Origin of the sequence: Streptosporangium sp. NPDC000396, assembly GCF_042898655.1 — a bacterium.
In the GTDB taxonomy this organism is placed as follows: Bacteria; Actinomycetota; Actinomycetes; order Streptosporangiales; family Streptosporangiaceae; genus Streptosporangium.
Genome location: NZ_JBIAZA010000001.1, coordinates 282,827 through 299,057 on the forward strand (window position 1 = coordinate 282,827; position 16,231 = coordinate 299,057).

The 16,231-nt window shown below is 70.0% G+C and carries 14 protein-coding genes; 3 read left to right on the top strand and 11 right to left on the bottom strand.

The features are described from left to right. Positions 1 to 4: 4 nt before the first annotated feature. From ACFY2X_RS01240 to mraZ, 5 genes are all read right to left on the bottom strand, one after another. Positions 5 to 1,549, bottom strand: a complete 1,545-nt coding sequence (locus ACFY2X_RS01240) for a UDP-N-acetylmuramoyl-L-alanyl-D-glutamate--2,6-diaminopimelate ligase (RefSeq protein ID WP_389930738.1) — start codon at positions 1,547 to 1,549, stop codon at positions 5 to 7. 40 nt (positions 1,550 to 1,589) lie between these two features. After that, the gene (locus ACFY2X_RS01245) at positions 1,590 to 3,335 is read right to left on the bottom strand and encodes a peptidoglycan D,D-transpeptidase FtsI family protein (RefSeq protein WP_389930741.1); all 1,746 of its coding nucleotides are present in this window, start codon (positions 3,333 to 3,335) and stop codon (positions 1,590 to 1,592) included. Positions 3,336 to 3,925: 590 nt separating this feature from the next. Continuing rightward, a complete protein-coding gene (locus ACFY2X_RS01250; RefSeq protein ID WP_389930744.1) occupies positions 3,926 to 4,435 on the bottom strand; it encodes a hypothetical protein in 510 nt (169 codons plus the stop codon). A 40-nt stretch (positions 4,436 to 4,475) separates the two neighbouring features. Beyond that, positions 4,476 to 5,468, bottom strand: coding sequence for a 16S rRNA (cytosine(1402)-N(4))-methyltransferase RsmH (gene rsmH / locus ACFY2X_RS01255; RefSeq protein WP_389930748.1), 993 nt, complete (start codon positions 5,466 to 5,468; stop codon positions 4,476 to 4,478). A gap of 220 nt (positions 5,469 to 5,688) precedes the next feature. After that, positions 5,689 to 6,120, bottom strand: coding sequence for a division/cell wall cluster transcriptional repressor MraZ (mraZ, locus tag ACFY2X_RS01260; RefSeq protein WP_389930751.1), 432 nt, complete (start codon positions 6,118 to 6,120; stop codon positions 5,689 to 5,691). A 493-nt stretch (positions 6,121 to 6,613) separates the two neighbouring features. Here mraZ and ACFY2X_RS01265 point away from each other — a divergent pair, with 493 nt between their 5' ends. Genes ACFY2X_RS01265 through ACFY2X_RS01275 form a run of 3 tightly spaced genes read left to right on the top strand, consistent with a single transcriptional unit; the run spans position 6,614 to position 11,267 of the window. After that, positions 6,614 to 7,591, top strand: a complete 978-nt coding sequence (locus ACFY2X_RS01265; RefSeq protein ID WP_389930753.1) for an AAA family ATPase — start codon at positions 6,614 to 6,616, stop codon at positions 7,589 to 7,591. Beyond that, on the top strand, positions 7,588 to 8,844 hold the full coding sequence (locus ACFY2X_RS01270) for a DUF58 domain-containing protein (RefSeq protein ID WP_389930755.1): 1,257 nt from the start codon (positions 7,588 to 7,590) through the stop codon (positions 8,842 to 8,844). Before ACFY2X_RS01265 ends, ACFY2X_RS01270 begins: the two co-directional genes overlap by 4 nt. Continuing rightward, positions 8,841 to 11,267, top strand: coding sequence for a DUF3488 and DUF4129 domain-containing transglutaminase family protein (locus ACFY2X_RS01275; protein WP_389930757.1), 2,427 nt, complete (start codon positions 8,841 to 8,843; stop codon positions 11,265 to 11,267). The genes ACFY2X_RS01270 and ACFY2X_RS01275 overlap by 4 nt, the downstream gene beginning before the upstream one ends. Before the next feature lie 103 nt (positions 11,268 to 11,370). Here ACFY2X_RS01275 and ACFY2X_RS01280 read toward each other — a convergent pair whose 3' ends face one another. From ACFY2X_RS01280 to ACFY2X_RS01305, 6 genes are all read right to left on the bottom strand, one after another. Beyond that, on the bottom strand, positions 11,371 to 11,763 hold the full coding sequence (locus tag ACFY2X_RS01280) for a DUF3040 domain-containing protein (protein WP_389930760.1): 393 nt from the start codon (positions 11,761 to 11,763) through the stop codon (positions 11,371 to 11,373). A 147-nt stretch (positions 11,764 to 11,910) separates the two neighbouring features. Next, complete coding sequence (locus ACFY2X_RS01285) at positions 11,911 to 13,149, bottom strand: DNA polymerase IV (protein ID WP_389930761.1); 1,239 nt, start codon at positions 13,147 to 13,149, stop codon at positions 11,911 to 11,913. A 37-nt stretch (positions 13,150 to 13,186) separates the two neighbouring features. Then, positions 13,187 to 13,945, bottom strand: a complete 759-nt coding sequence (locus tag ACFY2X_RS01290; RefSeq protein WP_389930763.1) for a methyltransferase domain-containing protein — start codon at positions 13,943 to 13,945, stop codon at positions 13,187 to 13,189. 176 nt (positions 13,946 to 14,121) lie between these two features. Then, the gene (nusB, locus tag ACFY2X_RS01295; protein ID WP_389930765.1) at positions 14,122 to 14,532 is read right to left on the bottom strand and encodes a transcription antitermination factor NusB; all 411 of its coding nucleotides are present in this window, start codon (positions 14,530 to 14,532) and stop codon (positions 14,122 to 14,124) included. Continuing rightward, the gene (gene efp / locus ACFY2X_RS01300) at positions 14,532 to 15,092 is read right to left on the bottom strand and encodes an elongation factor P (RefSeq protein ID WP_389930767.1); all 561 of its coding nucleotides are present in this window, start codon (positions 15,090 to 15,092) and stop codon (positions 14,532 to 14,534) included. Before efp ends, nusB begins: the two co-directional genes overlap by 1 nt. 25 nt (positions 15,093 to 15,117) lie before the next feature. Further along, positions 15,118 to 16,185 (bottom strand): M24 family metallopeptidase, encoded by a 1,068-nt coding sequence (locus ACFY2X_RS01305; protein ID WP_389930769.1) that lies wholly within the window; start codon positions 16,183 to 16,185, stop codon positions 15,118 to 15,120. Positions 16,186 to 16,231: the final 46 nt, after the last annotated feature.

A 16,231-nucleotide genomic window follows, 5' to 3' on the forward strand; every position in this document is an offset into this window, starting at 1 on the left:
TTCCCTACTCTCCATACGTGCTTCGGCGTCCGGTCCGATTCCGCCGTCTGACGATCGCGTCGGCCACCACTTGCCTGTCGTCGAACGGGAGCACCTGGTCCCCGATGTACTGGCCCTGTTCGTGGCCCTTGCCGGCCACGACGACGACGTCGCCGAAGCCTGCCCGTCCGATCGCCAGGTCGATGGCCGCAGCCCGGTCCGGCTCAATGATCACATGTGCGCGCTTGTCCTGGGACACGCCGATGACTCCGTCCATCATCTCGGCCAGGATGCGCAGCGGGTCTTCCGAGCGAGGATTGTCACTGGTGAGAATGGCCACATCCGCCAGCCGGGCGGCGGCCTCCCCCATCATCGGGCGTTTGCCCCGGTCGCGGTCGCCGCCGCAGCCCAGCACCACGGTCAGCTTGCCCGTCGTGACCTCGCGCAGCGAGCGCAGCACCGACTCCACCGCCCCCGGCTTGTGCGAGTAGTCGACGATGGCCTGGAAGCCCTCGCCTCCGGGCACCCGCTCCATCCGGCCGGGCACCCCGGCCATCGTGCCGACGCCGGTCACCGCGGCCCGCAGCGGCACCCCCGCCTCGACGAGGGAGACGATCGCGCCCAGCGCGTTGGCGACGTTGAACGGGCCGGGCAGGGCCACCTTCGCGTCTTCCTCGACCCCGCCGGGGCCGACCACGCGGAAGGAGCTGCCGTCGCCGCCCAGGCGCACCTCCACGGCCCGCCAGTCGGCCTCGGGGGCGCCCTCTGCGGAGAAGGTGGTCACCGGGATCTTGGCGAGGCCGAGAAGCTCACGCCCGTGGGCGTCGTCGATGTTGACGACGCCGGTGCGGCTCATCTCGGGGGTGAACAGCCGGGCCTTCGTCGCGAAGTAGTCGTCGAGGTCCTTGTGGAAGTCCAGGTGGTCCTGCGACAGGTTGGTGAACAGCGCGACGTCGTAGAAGACCGCGTCGACGCGGCCCAGCGCCAGCGCGTGGCTGGAGACCTCCATCGCGGCGGCGGTGACGCCCTGCTCACGCATGAGGGCGAACAGGCCCTGCAGGTCGCTGGCCTCGGGTGTGGTCAGCTTGGGCGCGAAACGCAGCTCGCCGGCGTGGATCTCCACGCCGCCCACCAGCCCCGCCTTGTGCCCGGCGGCCCGCAGCCCCGCCTCCAGCAGGAAGGTGGTGGTGGTCTTGCCACTGGTCCCGGTGACGCCGATGACCGTCACGTCCGAGGCGGGCTGGCCGTACACCCAGGCGGCGACCTGCCCGAGCAGACCACGCGGGTTCGGGACGACGAGAACCGGCAGGCCGGTCGCGACGGCGGCCTCCCTACCCGCCTCGTCGGTCAGGATCGCCGTGGCTCCGGCGGCGAGGGCCTGCGCGGAGAAGTCGGCGCCGTGGGAGACGGCTCCCGGCAACGCGACGTAGAGATCTCCGCGCTGAACCTGGCGCGAGTCGATGGTGACCCCGGACACCGCGGCCAGCGGTGCCCGTGACGTGCCGGAAGGCGCTCCGAGCAGGCTCGCCAGCCCCGAGAGCGGACGGGGTGAACTGGTTGAGGGTCTCATGGACGACGGGGGACGCACGGCGAGAGCGTACCTTCCCTCGTCACTTGCCGGTGCGTATCGGCACCGAGGCCGACGCGGTTCCGGTGGGTGGAATCTTCTTGCTCTTCAACGCGAACGTCATCACTTTCTTGAAAACCGGAGCGGCGATTTCCCCACCGTAGTGGCCCTTCTGGGGATCCTGGACAACCGCCAGGACGACCAGCCGAGGTTTGTCCGCCGGGGCGAAACCAACAAATGTCGAGGTATATCCGCAGTATCCCTGGCACCTGGCGTCGTAGCGCATCGCGGTGCCCGTCTTGCCGGCCACCCGATAGCCGTCGATGGCGGCGAGACTGCCGGTGCCTTCCTTGCTCACGGCGGCCTCCAGCATCCCGGCGACCTCCCTGGCGGTGCGCTCACCGACCACCCGGGCCTGCTTGCCCGGCGCGGACGGCACGAACACGCCGTTCTGGGTGGTGGTGCCGGCCACGATCTGCGGGGTGACGCGCACCCCGCCGTTGGCGATGGTCTGGTAGACGCTGGCCGTCTGCAGCGCGGTCACCGAGACGCCCTGACCATAGGCGATCGTACAGCGCTGGCTGCCCGACCACTTCCTCCAGTCGGGCAGGAGGCCCGCCTCCTCGCGGTACAGGCCGCTGCCGGGCTTGGCGCCGAAGCCGAAGCGCTGCAGCATCTCGTACAGTTTCTGGTCGCCGACCTTGTGCGCGGCGAGGATCGTGCCCACGTTGCTGGAGGTCGCGACCACGCCGGAGAAGGTCAGCCGCTCCGTGGGGTGCGGGTGCGCGTCCCTGAGCACCTGGTCGGCGCACCTGATGTTGTCCGGGACCTTGAACACGGTCTCGGGCCGCACGGCCCCCGACTCCAGGGCCGCCGCCGCGGTGATGACCTTGTTGGTGCTGCCCGGCTCGAACACGTCCGTCGCGGCGCGGTTGACCCAGTCTTCGGCGGAGGTCTTCGACCAGTTCCTCAGGTCGAGTTCCGGCGCGTTGGCCATGGCGATCACCTGACCGGTCTGCGCGTCCATCACGATGGCGCTGCCGGTGCGCGCTCCGGTGGCCTTCACCTGGTCGGTGATCGCCTTCTGGGCGGCCCACTGGACGTCGCGGTCGATGGTGAGCCGGATGTCCTGGCCCTCCACGGGCGTCTCCAGGGTGTTGCGGGTCATCGGGATGCGCTGCCCCCATCGGCCCGTCTCGATGAACTGCTTTCCGTCACGGCCGGCGAGCAGCTTGTTGTAGGTGCTCTCCAGGCCGCTCAGGCCGACGCCGTCGTCGCCGACGAACCCCAGCAGGGTGCCGGCCAGGTCTCCGCCCGGGTAGTCACGCCGGTAGCGGTGCATGCTGCCGACGCCCTTGAGGCCGTGCTTCATGACCCGCTGGGCGGTGGACGGGTCGACGGCGGCGGCCACCTTCTCGTAGCGGCTGCTGGTCTTACCGAGTTTGGCCGCGATCTGGTCCTTCGGCAGGTTCAGCTCTGTGGCCAGCATCGTGGCCACCTTGTCCCGCTGCTTGGGGTCGACGTCCGCCGGGTCCACGAAGATGTCGCGCGCCTCCACGGTCAGCGCGAGTTCGTGCCCGTTGACGTCGGTGATCGAGCCCCGGCGCGCGGTCAGCTTCTCGTCCTGGACCCGCTGGCCGGTCCCGGCCGCGGCATACACCTTGGAGTCCAGTCCCTGGAGCTGTATGAGCCGTCCCGCGAAGATGGACAGCACGAAGGTCATCGCGATCAGGCCGATGTTGATCCGCCTGCGGGGGTTGCCCAGGCGCAGTACCGCGGGCGGGCGCACCGGCGGCCGAGGCGGCCTGCCGCCAGGCCGGTCCCCCGCTCCCGTGCGGCCGGGAGCGGCCGTCTGCCTGTCCCTGCGCGGCGCGTCCGGACGCATCCGGTTCGGGCGGGAGGCCGGCTCCGCGGGACGCGGCGGCCTGCGAGGCCCCGGCGGCCTGCTGGATCGGTCCGGCCCCTCGGAACGAGGCTTACCCGGCGCCCGCGAGCCGTCGGACCCGTCCGAACTTCCGGAACGGGTCCTGGGCGCCCCGGAACCCGCCTGCCTGCCCGAGACGCCTGGCCTGGCCGCTCCCGGGGAACCTCCCTGCCGGCCCTGCCCATCCGGGCGGCCGGACTTGCCCGGCCCTTCGGAGCCTTGTGACCTGCCGGAGGAAGGCCTGCCGGTGCCCTCGGAGCCGTCAGGCCTGCCTGAGCCCTCGGGGCGGGCCTGCCTTCCAGAGGGGCCGGAGGGGCCCTGCCTTCCCGCGGCGTCCTGACCGCCCGGCTTACCGGTACGACCGGGGCCGCCTGGTGCCCGGCGGCCGGAGCCTCCGGCGGATCCGTTTCCGGAACCGCCCCGGCCAGGGCCGGGGCGCCGCCCGCCGGTCTCCCTCACCGGCCCGTGCCCGGCACTCGCTCCTGCCCGGCGGGCGTCTGGCCGTCATTGACGGCCCGGCTGTCGGTGGAGTTGTCGGACAGGACGTTCGCGGTGTCCCAGTCGGGCTCCTGCCCCTGGTTCCTGGCGTTCCTCGCAAGCGCGTCGGGCATCTCCTTCTGCATGTTCTCGTTCTTCTGCTGTTCTTTCCTGAGGCTGAGCTCGTTGTTCTCCTTACGCAGCTCGTTCAGCCGGAAGGAGTCCTTGGAGAGGACGACGTTCAGCAGCAGCAGGCTGACCAGGCCCCCGCACAGCAGGCCCACCACGAGCAGCACGAAGGGAGCGCGGGGTGCCCGCCCCTGCCGCGCCGCCGAACGCGTGGCCCTGGTGACGGGCGTGGCCCTGGTGGCGGATGCGGGCTTGGCGGCGGATGCGGGCTTGGTGCCAGGCGCGGGCTTGGTGACGGTCGCGGCCGCCGTGGCCGGCCTGGGCTTGTGCGCCTGCGACGCCGCGCGGGGGACGCGCACCGGTCGTCCGCCGCGGCTGGGCGCGGTACGGACGTTCGACTCACTCCTCGTCAACTGCCTCACGGATCCTCTCTGCCGCCCGGCACCGGGCAGAGGCCGCCCGCGGGTTGCGGGCCACCTCCTCTTCGCTCGGAAGTTCGGCCCCCCTTGTCAGGAGGGTGAACCGCGGCTGGTGAGCCGGCAAAGGGACAGGCAGCCCCGGCGGGCTGGTGTCCCTGGTTCGCTCCGCGAGGACCTGCTTGGTCAGCCGGTCCTCAAGGGAGTGGTATGCGAGCACGACCACGCGCCCGCCAAGCGTCAGTGCGTCGAGCGCGGCGGGGAGCGCGCGTTCCAGCGCCGTCAACTCCGCATTCACCTCGATTCGCAACGCCTGAAAAGTCCTTTTTGCGGGGTTTCCCCCGGTTCGTCGGGTAGCGGCAGGGATCGCCGTACGGACAATCTCCGCAAGCCGCTTGGTCGACGTTATGGCCTCGTTGCCCCGTTCCTTGACAATTAGGCGCGCGACACGCGGAGCAAATCGCTCTTCGCCGTAATCACGGAGGATCCGGACGAGTTCAGCGGCCGAGTAGGTGTTCACGACGATCTCGGCCGTCAGCTCCTGCTCCCGGTCCATGCGCATGTCCAGGGGCGCGTCATAGGAGTAGGCGAAACCGCGCTCGGCCTCGTCCAGCTGGGGTGAGGAGACGCCCAGGTCGAACAGGACGGCGTTGACGCGAGGACGGCCGGCCCGCGCCAGCACCTCGGCCAGCTCGTCGGAGACCGCCCGGACCAGCGTGATCCGGTCGGCGTACGGCGCCAGCCGGGCCGTGGAGCGCTCGATCGCGGTGGGATCACGGTCGATCCCGATCAGATGCAGCGAGGGGTGGGCGGCCAGCAGCGCCTCGGCATGGCCGCCGAGGCCGAGGTTGGCGTCGACCGCGACGGGGGCGGGCCCTGACAGCGCGGGGGCCAGGAGCTCAAGCACGCGGTCGAGCATCACGGGCACGTGACCGCCCGAAGCCTGAAGATCAGTCATATCGTTCTCGGCACGCATGAAGCGCGACCCCCCTCTCGCCGCCTCGCTCGCGAATGTGCGGCGGACGCTCATCGGTGTCTTTACTGGCCCCCACCCCGGGCCGCCCGGCCAGGTCCCCATCCGCACCCGCGTATCCGCTCGCCACCTGACACCGGGGAAGGTGCATCAGCTGACGGGCATGTGGTTGCGGGTGGAGACCTCGCCGAACGACTTTTTCACCGATGAGTCGACCGTGGAGTTACAGAATCCCTGGCAGCACCTCCTCCGACAGATCAGCAAAAACCTGTTCTTGGTCGGCCAGATAGGTGTCCCAGGCGTGTGCGTCCCAGATCTCCAGCCGGGTGTTGGCTCCGATGACCACGCAGTCACGGCGCAAGCTGGCGTATTCCCGCAGAGCCTGCGGGATGGTGACCCGGCCTTGTTTATCGGCGACCTCGTCAGAAGCACTGGCGAAGAAGACGCGGCTGTAGTCACGGACCGCCTTGGCGGTCACCGGCGCGGTGCGCAGAGCCTCGGTGATGCGCTGAAACTCCTCTACGGGAAACACGTAGAGGCAGCGCTCCTGGCCTTTGGTGATCACCAGACCCTCCGCCAGCTCCTCGCGGTACTTCGCCGGCAGGAACAGCCGTCCCTTGTCGTCGAGGCGCGGATGATGAGTGCCGAGAAACATCGGCTCCCCCTCCCGTGCCTAGCGGAGCGCCTGGCGCTTTCGTCCCTGCCCTCCACTGCGCACCACCATACTCCACTTCTCTCCACCGTCAACCGATTCCGCGCGTCCCAGCGATCGGTATCGCGGATATTTCCCCAGCTCAATAGGGGTGGGGCGGAGTGGAGGGGGGAGGGCGCCCCCGGCATGCCACGGGCGTGTCGACAAGGCGGCCGATAGCCGGGCGATCGACGAAATCGGCGGACCGGCGGCGGTGGGGGGTGGAAAGTGGAGCGCCCGGCGTCCTTGTCACGAGATCCGTACTTCTATCGCACGAAAACACCACGATTAGGGCACACACTATGGCTGTTCACCCGAAAACAGCCTTAATGCCCGCATAGAGTCGCCCGGGAACTCGCCTCGCCGTAGTGTCGGTACCCACAATGGAAAGGGGCCACAAAGGCCCCGGAATTACAACCCCTCCGGCGCGAAACCGCCGAACCCTCATGGAGGCCTGGTGGCAGTAACCCATGACGTCTCACCTCGGCTTGATGATCTGGTCGCCACCGCGCACCGGATCCGCCAGGCGATCGAGTCGGTGATCGAGGGCAAAAGCGACGTCGTCCGCCTGACCTTGACTGTCCTTCTCGCCGAGGGCCACCTGCTCATCGAGGATGTGCCCGGGGTCGGCAAGACCATGCTCGCCAAGGCATTGGCGCGATCCATCGACTGCCCGGTGCGCCGTGTCCAGTTCACTCCCGACCTGCTGCCCAGCGACATCACCGGGGTGAGCGCCTACAACCAGCAGACCCGGGAGTTCGAATTCAAGCCCGGCCCGGTGTTCGCCAACATCGTGGTGGGTGACGAGATCAACCGGGCCTCGCCGAAGACGCAGTCGGCGCTTTTGGAATGCATGGAGGAGCACCAGGTCACCGTCGACGGCACGACCTATCGGCTTGAAAGCCCGTTCATGGTGATCGCCACCCAGAACCCCATCGAGATGGAGGGCACCTATCCCCTGCCCGAGGCGCAACGCGACCGCTTCACCGCCCGGATCGCGATGGGCTATCCCGAGCCCTCCGCCGAGCTGGAGATGCTGGACGTGCACGGCGCCACCTCCCCGCTGGACAAGCTGGAGCCGGTGGCCACCACCGCCGAGGTCCAGGCGCTGATCGAGGCGGTACGCGCGGTATACGTCTCACAGCCGATCAAGAAGTACGCCATCGACCTGGTGACCGCCACCCGTCACTCCCCCGACCTGCGGCTCGGCGCCTCCCCGCGTTCGACCCTGCAGCTGGTCCGGGCCGCCCGCGCGCACGCGGCGCTCGCCGGCCGCGACTACGTCATCCCCGACGACCTGCAGGAGTTGTGCGTTCCCGTCCTCGCCCACCGGTTGCTGCCCAGCGTCGAGGCGCACGGCCAGCGCCGCACGCCCGAGCAGGTGATGACCGACCTCATCCGCCGCGTTCCCGTGCCCGAGGCCCAGGCGAAGTGACCTCAGGACTAAAGGCGCTCACCGCCCGCGGCCGGTCCTTCCTCGCATCCGGCGTCGCGGCGCTGCTGTGCGCCTTCATCCTCGGGGAACACGATCTTCTCAGGATCGGGGTGCTGATCGTCTCCATGCCGCTGCTGGCGGCCATGGTTGTGGCTCGCACCCGCTACCGGCTGAGCTGCGCGCGGCGCCTGGACCCGCCCAGGGCGGAGGTGGGCAGCGAGGCCACCGTGACGCTCCGGCTGGAGAACGTCACCCGGCTGCCGACCGGCCTGCTGATGATCGAGGACACCGTCCCCTACGCGCTCGGGGCACGCCCCAGGTTCATCCTGGACCAGGTGGAGCCAAACGGCGTCCGGGAGATCGACTACCGGGTCCGGTCCGACCTGCGCGGCCGCTTCGACATCGGCCCGCTCTCCGTCCGGATCAGCGACCCGTTCGGTCTGGTCGAGCTGACCAGGTCGTTCACCATCAGCGACACGCTCGTGGTGACCCCCCAGGTCGTGGCGCTGCCGCACGTCCGTCTCTCCGGAGAGTGGAGCGGCGGGGGCGACAGCCGTACCAGAAGTGTGGCGGCCGCGGGTGACGACGACATCGCGCCACGCGAGTACAGGCAGGGCGACGACCTGCGGCGGGTGCACTGGCGCTCGACGGCGAGGTACGGCGAGCTGATGGTGCGGCGCGAGGAGCAGCAGTGGCAGAGCCGGGGGGCACTGCTGCTGGACACCCGCCGGTACGCGCACCGGGGTGAGGGACCTCGTTCGTCGTTCGAGGTGGCGGTCTCCGCCGCGGCCTCCATCGGCGTGCATCTGGCTCACGAGGGACTCGGCCTGCGCCTGGTCACCGACCAGGGTGCCGAGCATCTCACCGACAGCGGGGTGAGCTGGTCGCTGCTGGACACCCTCGCCGTGGTGCGGCCCAGCTCGGCGCGATCGCTTGAGTACGGCATAAGCGCGCTGCGGCAGGGCGGCGGCGACGGCCTGATCGTGGCCGTGCTGGGCGGGATCGACGTGGAGCAGGCTCAGGCGCTGGCCAGGCTCAGACACGGCAGCGTGACCGGCGTGGCCGTGATGCTCGACGTGGCCGGCTGGGATCGGCCCGAACTCGGCCAGAACGAGGAGTACCAGGCGGTGCAGGCGATTCTCGCCGGGACGGGCTGGCGCACCCTGCGGCTGCCCCCGGGCACCTCGATCGCGAGCGTGTGGCCGGACGCCGCGCAGCGCGGGCGATTCGCACTCAACGGGGGTGGCGCATGAAACTTCCCATGGCGGCGGGCGCGGCCACGGGAGCGGCCGCGATCACGCTCTACCCGCTTTTCCAGGGCGGCGCCTGGTTCTGGACGAGCTTCGGGATCATCCTGGTGGTGACCGGCGTCGGCGTGCTGGCCAGCCGCTACACCCTGCCGAACTGGCTGGTGCCGCTGGCCCAGCTTCTCGCGGTGTGGATCTACCTGACGGCGGTGTTCACCGGCGGCAAGGCTTGGATCAGGGTGGTGCCCACCAAGGACTCGGTCAGCGGGCTGGCCAAGCTGCTGATCACCGGTTTCGCCGACATCCAGCGGTTCGCGGCGCCGGTGCCGGCCAGCGCCGGGATCGTCCTGCTGACCTGCGGCGGTGTCGGCCTGATCGCGATCCTCGTCGATCTGCTGGCCGCCCGGCTGCGCCGGGCCGCCCTCACCGGCCTGCCGCTGCTGGCGCTGTTCACCGTTCCCGCGGCGGTGCTGGCCGAGCCGGTCAGCTGGCCGGCCTTCATCATCGCGGCCCTGGGCTACATGGGACTGCTGGCCGCCGACGGACGGGAGCGGATCAGCCATTGGGGCCGGGCGGTGCTGGTGCGGCGGACCCCGTCCTTCATCGCCCCGAAGCCCACCTCCGACGCCGGGGTCCTGCACCTGTCGGGCAAGCGCATCGGCGTCACCGCGATCGTGCTGGCCATCCTGCTTCCCTCGCTGCTGCCCCCGCTGGAGCCGAACCCGCTGTTCGGGTTCGGCGTCGGCAACGGCAAGGGCCGCGGCGGCAACTCGATCAGCATCCCGAACCCGATGGTCAGTCTGCGGGGCCAGCTCTCGCTGCCGGCCAACTCCACCGTCCTGACCTACAACACGAGTGACAGCTCTTCGCGCTACCTGCGGATGTACTCGATGGACATCTTCGACGGCGAGCAGTGGACGATGTCGAACCTGGAGGGCCTCGCCAAGGACCTGGTCTCCGAGGCGCCGATGCCGCCGGCCCCCGGCCAGAACACGAGCGTGCCGACCACGCGGGCGACCCTCACGATCAAGGTGAGCGAAGAGGTCAGAAATCTGACATTCCTGCCGTTGCCGTACCCCGCCGGCCAGGTGGAGGCCGAGGGAGACTGGCGGCCCGACAGGGACACGCTCATGGTGTTCTCCGCCCGGGACACCGCCGGAGGACTGACCTACCGGGTCGTCACCAACGAGCCCAATCTCACCGCGGAGATGCTCAAGACGGCGCCGCCCCCGTCCGCGCAGATCAGCGAACGTTACCTGAAGCTGCCGGACGGCCTGCCGCGGGAGGTCAGGGAACTGGCCCGGCGGGTGACGAAGGAAGGCGCCAGCCAGTACGAGCAGGCGATCCAGCTCCAGGAGTTCTTCACCAAGAAGGGCGGATTCGTCTACAGCCTGTCCACCCAGGGGCACAGCGGCCAGGCGCTCACGGACTTCCTGATCCGGAACCGGGCGGGATACTGCGAGCAGTTCGCCTCCTCGATGGCGGTGCTGGCACGCATTCTGGGCATTCCCGCCCGGGTGGCCGTCGGCTACACGGGCGGCATCAACTCCGCCGACGAGTGGCAGGTGCGCACGCATGATTCGCATGCCTGGCCCGAGCTCTACTTCGAGGGCGCGGGATGGCTGCGGTTCGAGCCCACCCCGGCCGGTGGCGCCGGGCAGAGCACCGCGACGGTGCCCTCCTACAGCCGGCCGGAGACCACGACGACCGGCAACGACGAACCGGCCGTGTCCCCGAGCAGGGGATCCTCCGGCGCCGATCTGCCCAACCGGCCGGCGGGCAACCGCCGTGACCAGCTGCCCGACCGCGACTTCGGCGGAGCGTCGGTCGCGGTGGACGAGGGCATGCCGCTGGCCGCGCAGATCGGCATCGGACTCGCGGCCGTGTTGCTGGTCGCGCTGATCCCGGCGATGTTCCGCTGGAAGCTTCGTGCACGCCGGCGCAGGTCCTACTCCCGCGGGATCGAGGCCGCGGACGAGTCCGCCGTCACGGAGTCCACCGGCGTGGTGACGGTCAGGACCAACCGGCGGGAGGTGGCGGTGACGTCGGCCTGGGCCGAGCTCGACGACGCGTTGTGCGACTACGGCATGTCCCGGCAGCCGAGCGAGAGCCCCCGGGCGCTGGCGCGGCGGCTCAGCGGGCAGTACGAGTTCGACGAGGAGGCCACCGCCGCGATCACCAGGATCGCCACGGCGGTGGAGCGAATGCTCTTCGCCCGGACCCCCGGTGAGATCGGCTCGCTGCGTGAGGACCTCCGGCGGGTACGGCGGGCCCTGGCCGCCACCGTGACCCGGGGCCGGCGGATCCGCGCGGTGCTGCTGCCGCCCTCCACCCTCCTGCGGATGCGGGCCGCGGGCGGACGCGCGCTGGACGGCTTCGACCGGCTGGAGAACATCCTGCTCCGCAGGCCCGCCAGGAAGAACGCCTGACCGCCGTACGACCCGGCGGAAGAAAACCCCGACCGACTCATGTGGGTCGCCTCCGATGGAGGCGACCCACGATCGTCAGAAGATGCGGCTGGGGAGCGTCACGTCAGCGGTCGTCATGGCGACGACGCCAGCGCTCCTCCATCCGCTCCATGAAGCTGGGCCGGGGACCCGCACGGCGCCCGGTCTTACCCGGCGTCTGCCCGGACGGTGAGGCGTCACCGAATCCGTTCATCCGCTTCCAACTGGACAGACCCCACAAACACGCGGCGAGCATGACCACGAAACCGCCGACGCCGAGCGGGATGACCTGGATCACGACGCCGACCATCAGCAGGACGACACCCAGGACGAAGCCGATGGAGGCTTTCACCAGGCGGCGCTTGTAGTGGCTGCGCGGATCACTGATCCTGACGGTATTGGCCCACTTCGGGTCCTCGGCGTAGAGGGCCTGCTCGATCTGGTCGAGCAAGCGCTGCTCGTGCTCAGAGAGCGGCACGGCGCCTCCCAAGGACGGCCCCAAGACGGGGAAGACGGTGACGGACGACACGGGGTGTCCGAACCTCGCGGTCGGTTATCCCCAGAATACGAGGCTGTAGACGTAGACGAAAGAAAACGTCCAACGTAGTCCAAACCGGAGGCGGCGTCATGGGTCCATTCCATCAAACGGCGGGCGAACAAGCGACGCCGGGAGCACCGCATTACGACCGAATCTGCGGATCGCCTTGTCCATCGCCTGCTCGGCCTCCCGCCGGCCCGTCTCCCGCTCTCCGAGACTGAGCTGCCGGGTCGCCTCGCCGGCCGGGCTGAGGTTCTCCACCCGCACCCCGACCAGGCGGAGCCGCACTTCTTCCAGGCCGGCGGCGGCGTACAGGTCGCAGGCGGTCGTGTAGAGCACCTGGGCGACGTCTGTGGGCTCCCTGAGGGTCCGGGACCGGGAGATCGTGGTGAAGTCGGCACGGCGCAGCTTGACGCTGACGGTGCGGCCGACGTGGCCGCCCTCCCTGAGCCTGGCGGCGACCCGTTCCGAGAGGCGGAGCAACTCCCTGCGGATCTCCACCGGGTCGCCGACGTCTGTGGCGAAAGTCTCTTCGGCGCCGATGCTCTTGTCGGGCACGTGCGGCTGAACCGGGCGCTCGTCGCGCCCCCAGGCGAGCGCGGCCAGATGGGCGCCCGCGGCCTGTCCCAGCTCGCGCTGCAAGGTGGCGACCGGGATCCTGGCGAGATCGCCGACCGTCTTGACGCCGAACCGCACGAGGGACCGCTCCGTACGCTCTCCCACGCCCCACAGGGCCCCCACGGGGAGCGGATGGAGAAAATCAACCACTTTGTCCACGGGCACGACCAGAAGGCCGTCAGGCTTGCAATGCTGCGACGCGAGCTTTGCCACGAATTTACTGCTGGCCACCCCGACGGAGCAGGTGATCCCGTGTTCGCGCGCGACCCGCTCGCGGATCATCGCGGCGATCGCGGCCGGCGGGCCGAGGCGCTTGCGCGCCCCACCGACGTCGAGAAACGCCTCGTCGGAGGCGATCGGCTCCACCTCAGGGGTGAACGTGCCGAAGATCTCCATAATGCCCCGGGACACCTCCGAGTATTTCCTGCGGCTTGGCGGGATGACCACCGCCTGCGGGCACAGCCGGCGGGCCCTGGTCATCGGCATCGCCGAGTGCACCCCGAACCTCCTGGCCTCATAGGTGGCGCTGAGCACGACGCCCCGTGCGCCGGGATCGCCGATGATGACGGGCACGCCCTTGAGCTCCGGGCGCTCGCGCAACTCGACGCTGGCGTAGAAGGCGTCCATGTCCACGTGGAGGATCGGACAGCCGGTGTCATCGGTGCCCAGATCCGAACCCGGACGCGACAACTGCTGTTTTCTCGACACAACGCCATCCTATGGGAACGCGTGTTCGATTCAAGCCTCATCGATGGCCGAGAACGTGCAGTTGGGTGGCGATGTCGCGGAGCACCGGATGAGAGGCCGCCGCCTGCTCCAGGGCGACCAGTGCGCGCGCGGCCCCCGGCTCACCGTCGAGCAACCGGCTGGGCACCAGGTCGGCGAAGATCCGCACACCGTGGACCTCTCCGGGCTCGAACCCGGCCCCGGCGAGCAGCCGCGACAGGGTCTCACGGGTGAAGCGCCGAGGCGTGGGGTCGCGATCGCCCCAGCGGCCCTCGGGATCCTCAAGCACCTGGCGGGCCTCGTCGAAGCGGCCCGCGACCGAACGGTGCAGCGCGGCGGCGAGCGGGTTGGCGGCCAGCACGCTGATCACGCCGCCCTGGCGCAGCAGGCCGGCCATGGCCGCCAGCGCGCCGGCCGGATCTTCCACGTACTCCAGCACACTGTGGCACAGCACCAGGTCGGCGCCGTCGGCGGGAAGCAGCTCCCCCAGGTCGGCGGCGTCACCCTGGAGGGCGCGCACGCCCACCCCCGCCTCCGCGGCGCGGCGTTCCAGCGCGGCCAGAGAGTCGGGGCTGGGGTCGACGACCGTGACGGCATGCCCGAGGCCAGCCAGCGGTACGGCGAAGCCCCCCGTGCCGCCTCCGGCGTCGACGATGTCGAGTCGATCCCGACCGGTCGCGGACACCCGGTCGGCCAGCACCGCCCGCAGGACGTCCCAGACGACGGCGGTGCGGACCGCCGGGGTGCCTGCCTGCCGCGAGATGCCTACGGCGTGCAACTTCAGATCGCCTCCTTTTGCCGGTGACGAGCCCAGCCTACGCCGGACGGTCCGCGGGGCGCTCCAGGGGCGATCCGTACTCACGTTTGATCGAGTCTTTCCGTGCGGGCGGAGCACGACGCCCAGGAAGGCCGCGCCGTCCGCGGAAGGCCGGCGCCCGGCCCCCGCGGGACGCGTTACAGCGCCAGGGACGGCTTGAGCTGCTTGAAGCGGGCCATCAGGCCGTTGACGAACTGCGGCGACTCGTCGGTCGACAGCTCGGAGGCCAGACCCACCCACTCGCTGATGACGACGCCCTCGGGGACGTCGGGCATCCAGAGGAGCTCGTAGGTGCCACCACGCAGCAGGTTGCGGTCGACCGCGGGCATGCGGTCGAGCGTCCAGCCCTCGGCGTAGGTGGTGATCAGCTCGTCGATGCGCGCCCGGTGCCGGCACACGCCTTCGACGATCGTCGCGGTGTATTCGTTGACGGGCGGCTCGGCCCGCTCCAGACGCTCGGCGAGGACGCTCAGCGGATCCTGACCGCGCGCCTCCGCCTCGAACAGGATGTCCAGCGCGCGCCTGCGCGCCTTACCGCGTGCCGACATCAGGCCCGGCCGAGGTAATCGCCGGTGCGGGTGTCGACCTTGACCTTCTCGCCGGTCGTGATGAACAGCGGCACCTTGATCTCGGCGCCGGTCTCCAGCTTGGCGGGCTTGGTGCCGCCGGTGGAGCGGTCGCCCTGGAGGCCGGGCTCGGTCTCGGCGATGATCAGCTCCACGGCCGCGGGCAGCTCGACGTAGAGCACGTTGCCCTCGTTGATCGCCACGGTGGCGAGCATGTTCTCCAGCAGGTAGTTCGCGGCGTCACCGACGGCGACCCGGGAGACGTGAAGCATGTCGTAGGTCTCGGTGTCCATGAAGACGAAGTCGTCGCCGTCCATGTACGAGAACTGCATCTCGCGCTTGTCGACGTTGGCCACCTCGACCTTGACGCCCGCGTTGAAGGTCTTGTCCACGACCTTGCCCGACATGACGTTCTTCAGCTTGGTGCGGACGAACGCACCACCCTTGCCGGGCTTGACGTGCTGGAACTCCACAACCGTCCAGAGCTCACCGCCGTCGAGCTTGAGCACCAGGCCGTTCTTGAGGTCGTTCGTCGTCGCCACTAGTTTCTCCTGCGTACGGCCGCTCTTAAAGGACAAGCAGCTCTTTGGTCGTCCGTGTGAGAAGTTCCGATCCGTCATCACGGGTCACGAGCGTGTCCTCGATGCGGACACCGCCCCTGCCCGGCAGGTAAACCCCGGGCTCAATGGTGACCGGAACTCGATCCTCTAGTCTAGCGTGCTCGTGATGGGGCTCCGGCTTCGCCGGAGACAGGAACGGCACCTCGTGAATCTCCAGTCCGACGCCGTGGCCGAGCCCGTGCCCGAAGTAGTCTCCGTAGCCCATCTCCGCGATGAGGTCGCGGGCCGCGGCGTCCACCTCGTGGGTGGGCGCGCCGGGCCGTACGGCGTGCCGGCCGGCGCGCTGGGCCGCGCGGACCAGGTCGTACAGCTCGCGCTGCCACGAGGCGGGCTCGCCGATCGCCACCGTCCGGGTCATGTCGGCGTGGTAGCCCTCATAGAGCGCGCCGAAGTCCATGGTGACCAGGTCGCCGCGCTCGAACGGCCGGTCCGAGGGCGAGTGGTGGGGAACCGAACCGTTGGGGCCGCTCGCCACGATCGAGTCGAAGGCGGGTTTCTCCGCGCCCAGCTCGACCATCCGGCGCTCCAGCGCCCTGGCGACCTCCTTCTCGGTCAGCCCGGGGCGCAGCGTCGGCAGCACGTCGGCGAAGGCCTGATCGGTGAGCGCGCACGCGGTGCGGAGGAGGTCGATCTCCGCCTCGTCCTTGATCCGGCGCACCGACTCCACCAGCCCGGCCAGGCGCAGCAGGTTCTCGCCCAGACGGAAGTAGTCGGCCACGGGCATGTGGTGAGCCTCGACGGCCACCCTGTCGGCCATCGCGACCAGGCATCCGGCGACGTCGCGCTCCTGGACCACCTCGATGTCGGCGCAGACCCGCCGGGCGGTCTCGACGTAGCGGGAGTCGGTGGCCAGCGTGGCGCGGGCGTCGGCCCGGACCAGCACGGCCGCGTTGGAGCTGTCCAGGCCGGTCAGGTAGCGCACGTTGACGCCGCGGGTCACCAGGATCGCGTCCGCCTCGTGGGCGGGGAGCAGTGCGGCCAGGCGTTCGCGGCGCCGGGCATGGGTGTCGGTCATGCCCTGCATGCTACGGAAAAGGGCCCCGGCGAAACCGGGACCCTCC

Bases quoted from the DNA above. Each gene is read 5' to 3' on its own strand.
- ACFY2X_RS01240 (WP_389930738.1), bottom strand. From the start codon at position 1,549: ATGAGACCCTCAACCAGTTCACCCCGTCCGCTCTCGGGGCTGGCGAGC.
- rsmH (WP_389930748.1), bottom strand. From the start codon at position 5,468: ATGCGTGCCGAGAACGATATGACTGATCTTCAGGCTTCGGGCGGTCAC.
- mraZ (WP_389930751.1), bottom strand. From the start codon at position 6,120: ATGTTTCTCGGCACTCATCATCCGCGCCTCGACGACAAGGGACGGCTG.
- ACFY2X_RS01275 (WP_389930757.1), top strand. From the start codon at position 8,841: ATGAAACTTCCCATGGCGGCGGGCGCGGCCACGGGAGCGGCCGCGATC.
- nusB (WP_389930765.1), bottom strand. From the start codon at position 14,532: ATGTCGGCACGCGGTAAGGCGCGCAGGCGCGCGCTGGACATCCTGTTC.
- ACFY2X_RS01305 (WP_389930769.1), bottom strand. From the start codon at position 16,185: ATGACCGACACCCATGCCCGGCGCCGCGAACGCCTGGCCGCACTGCTC.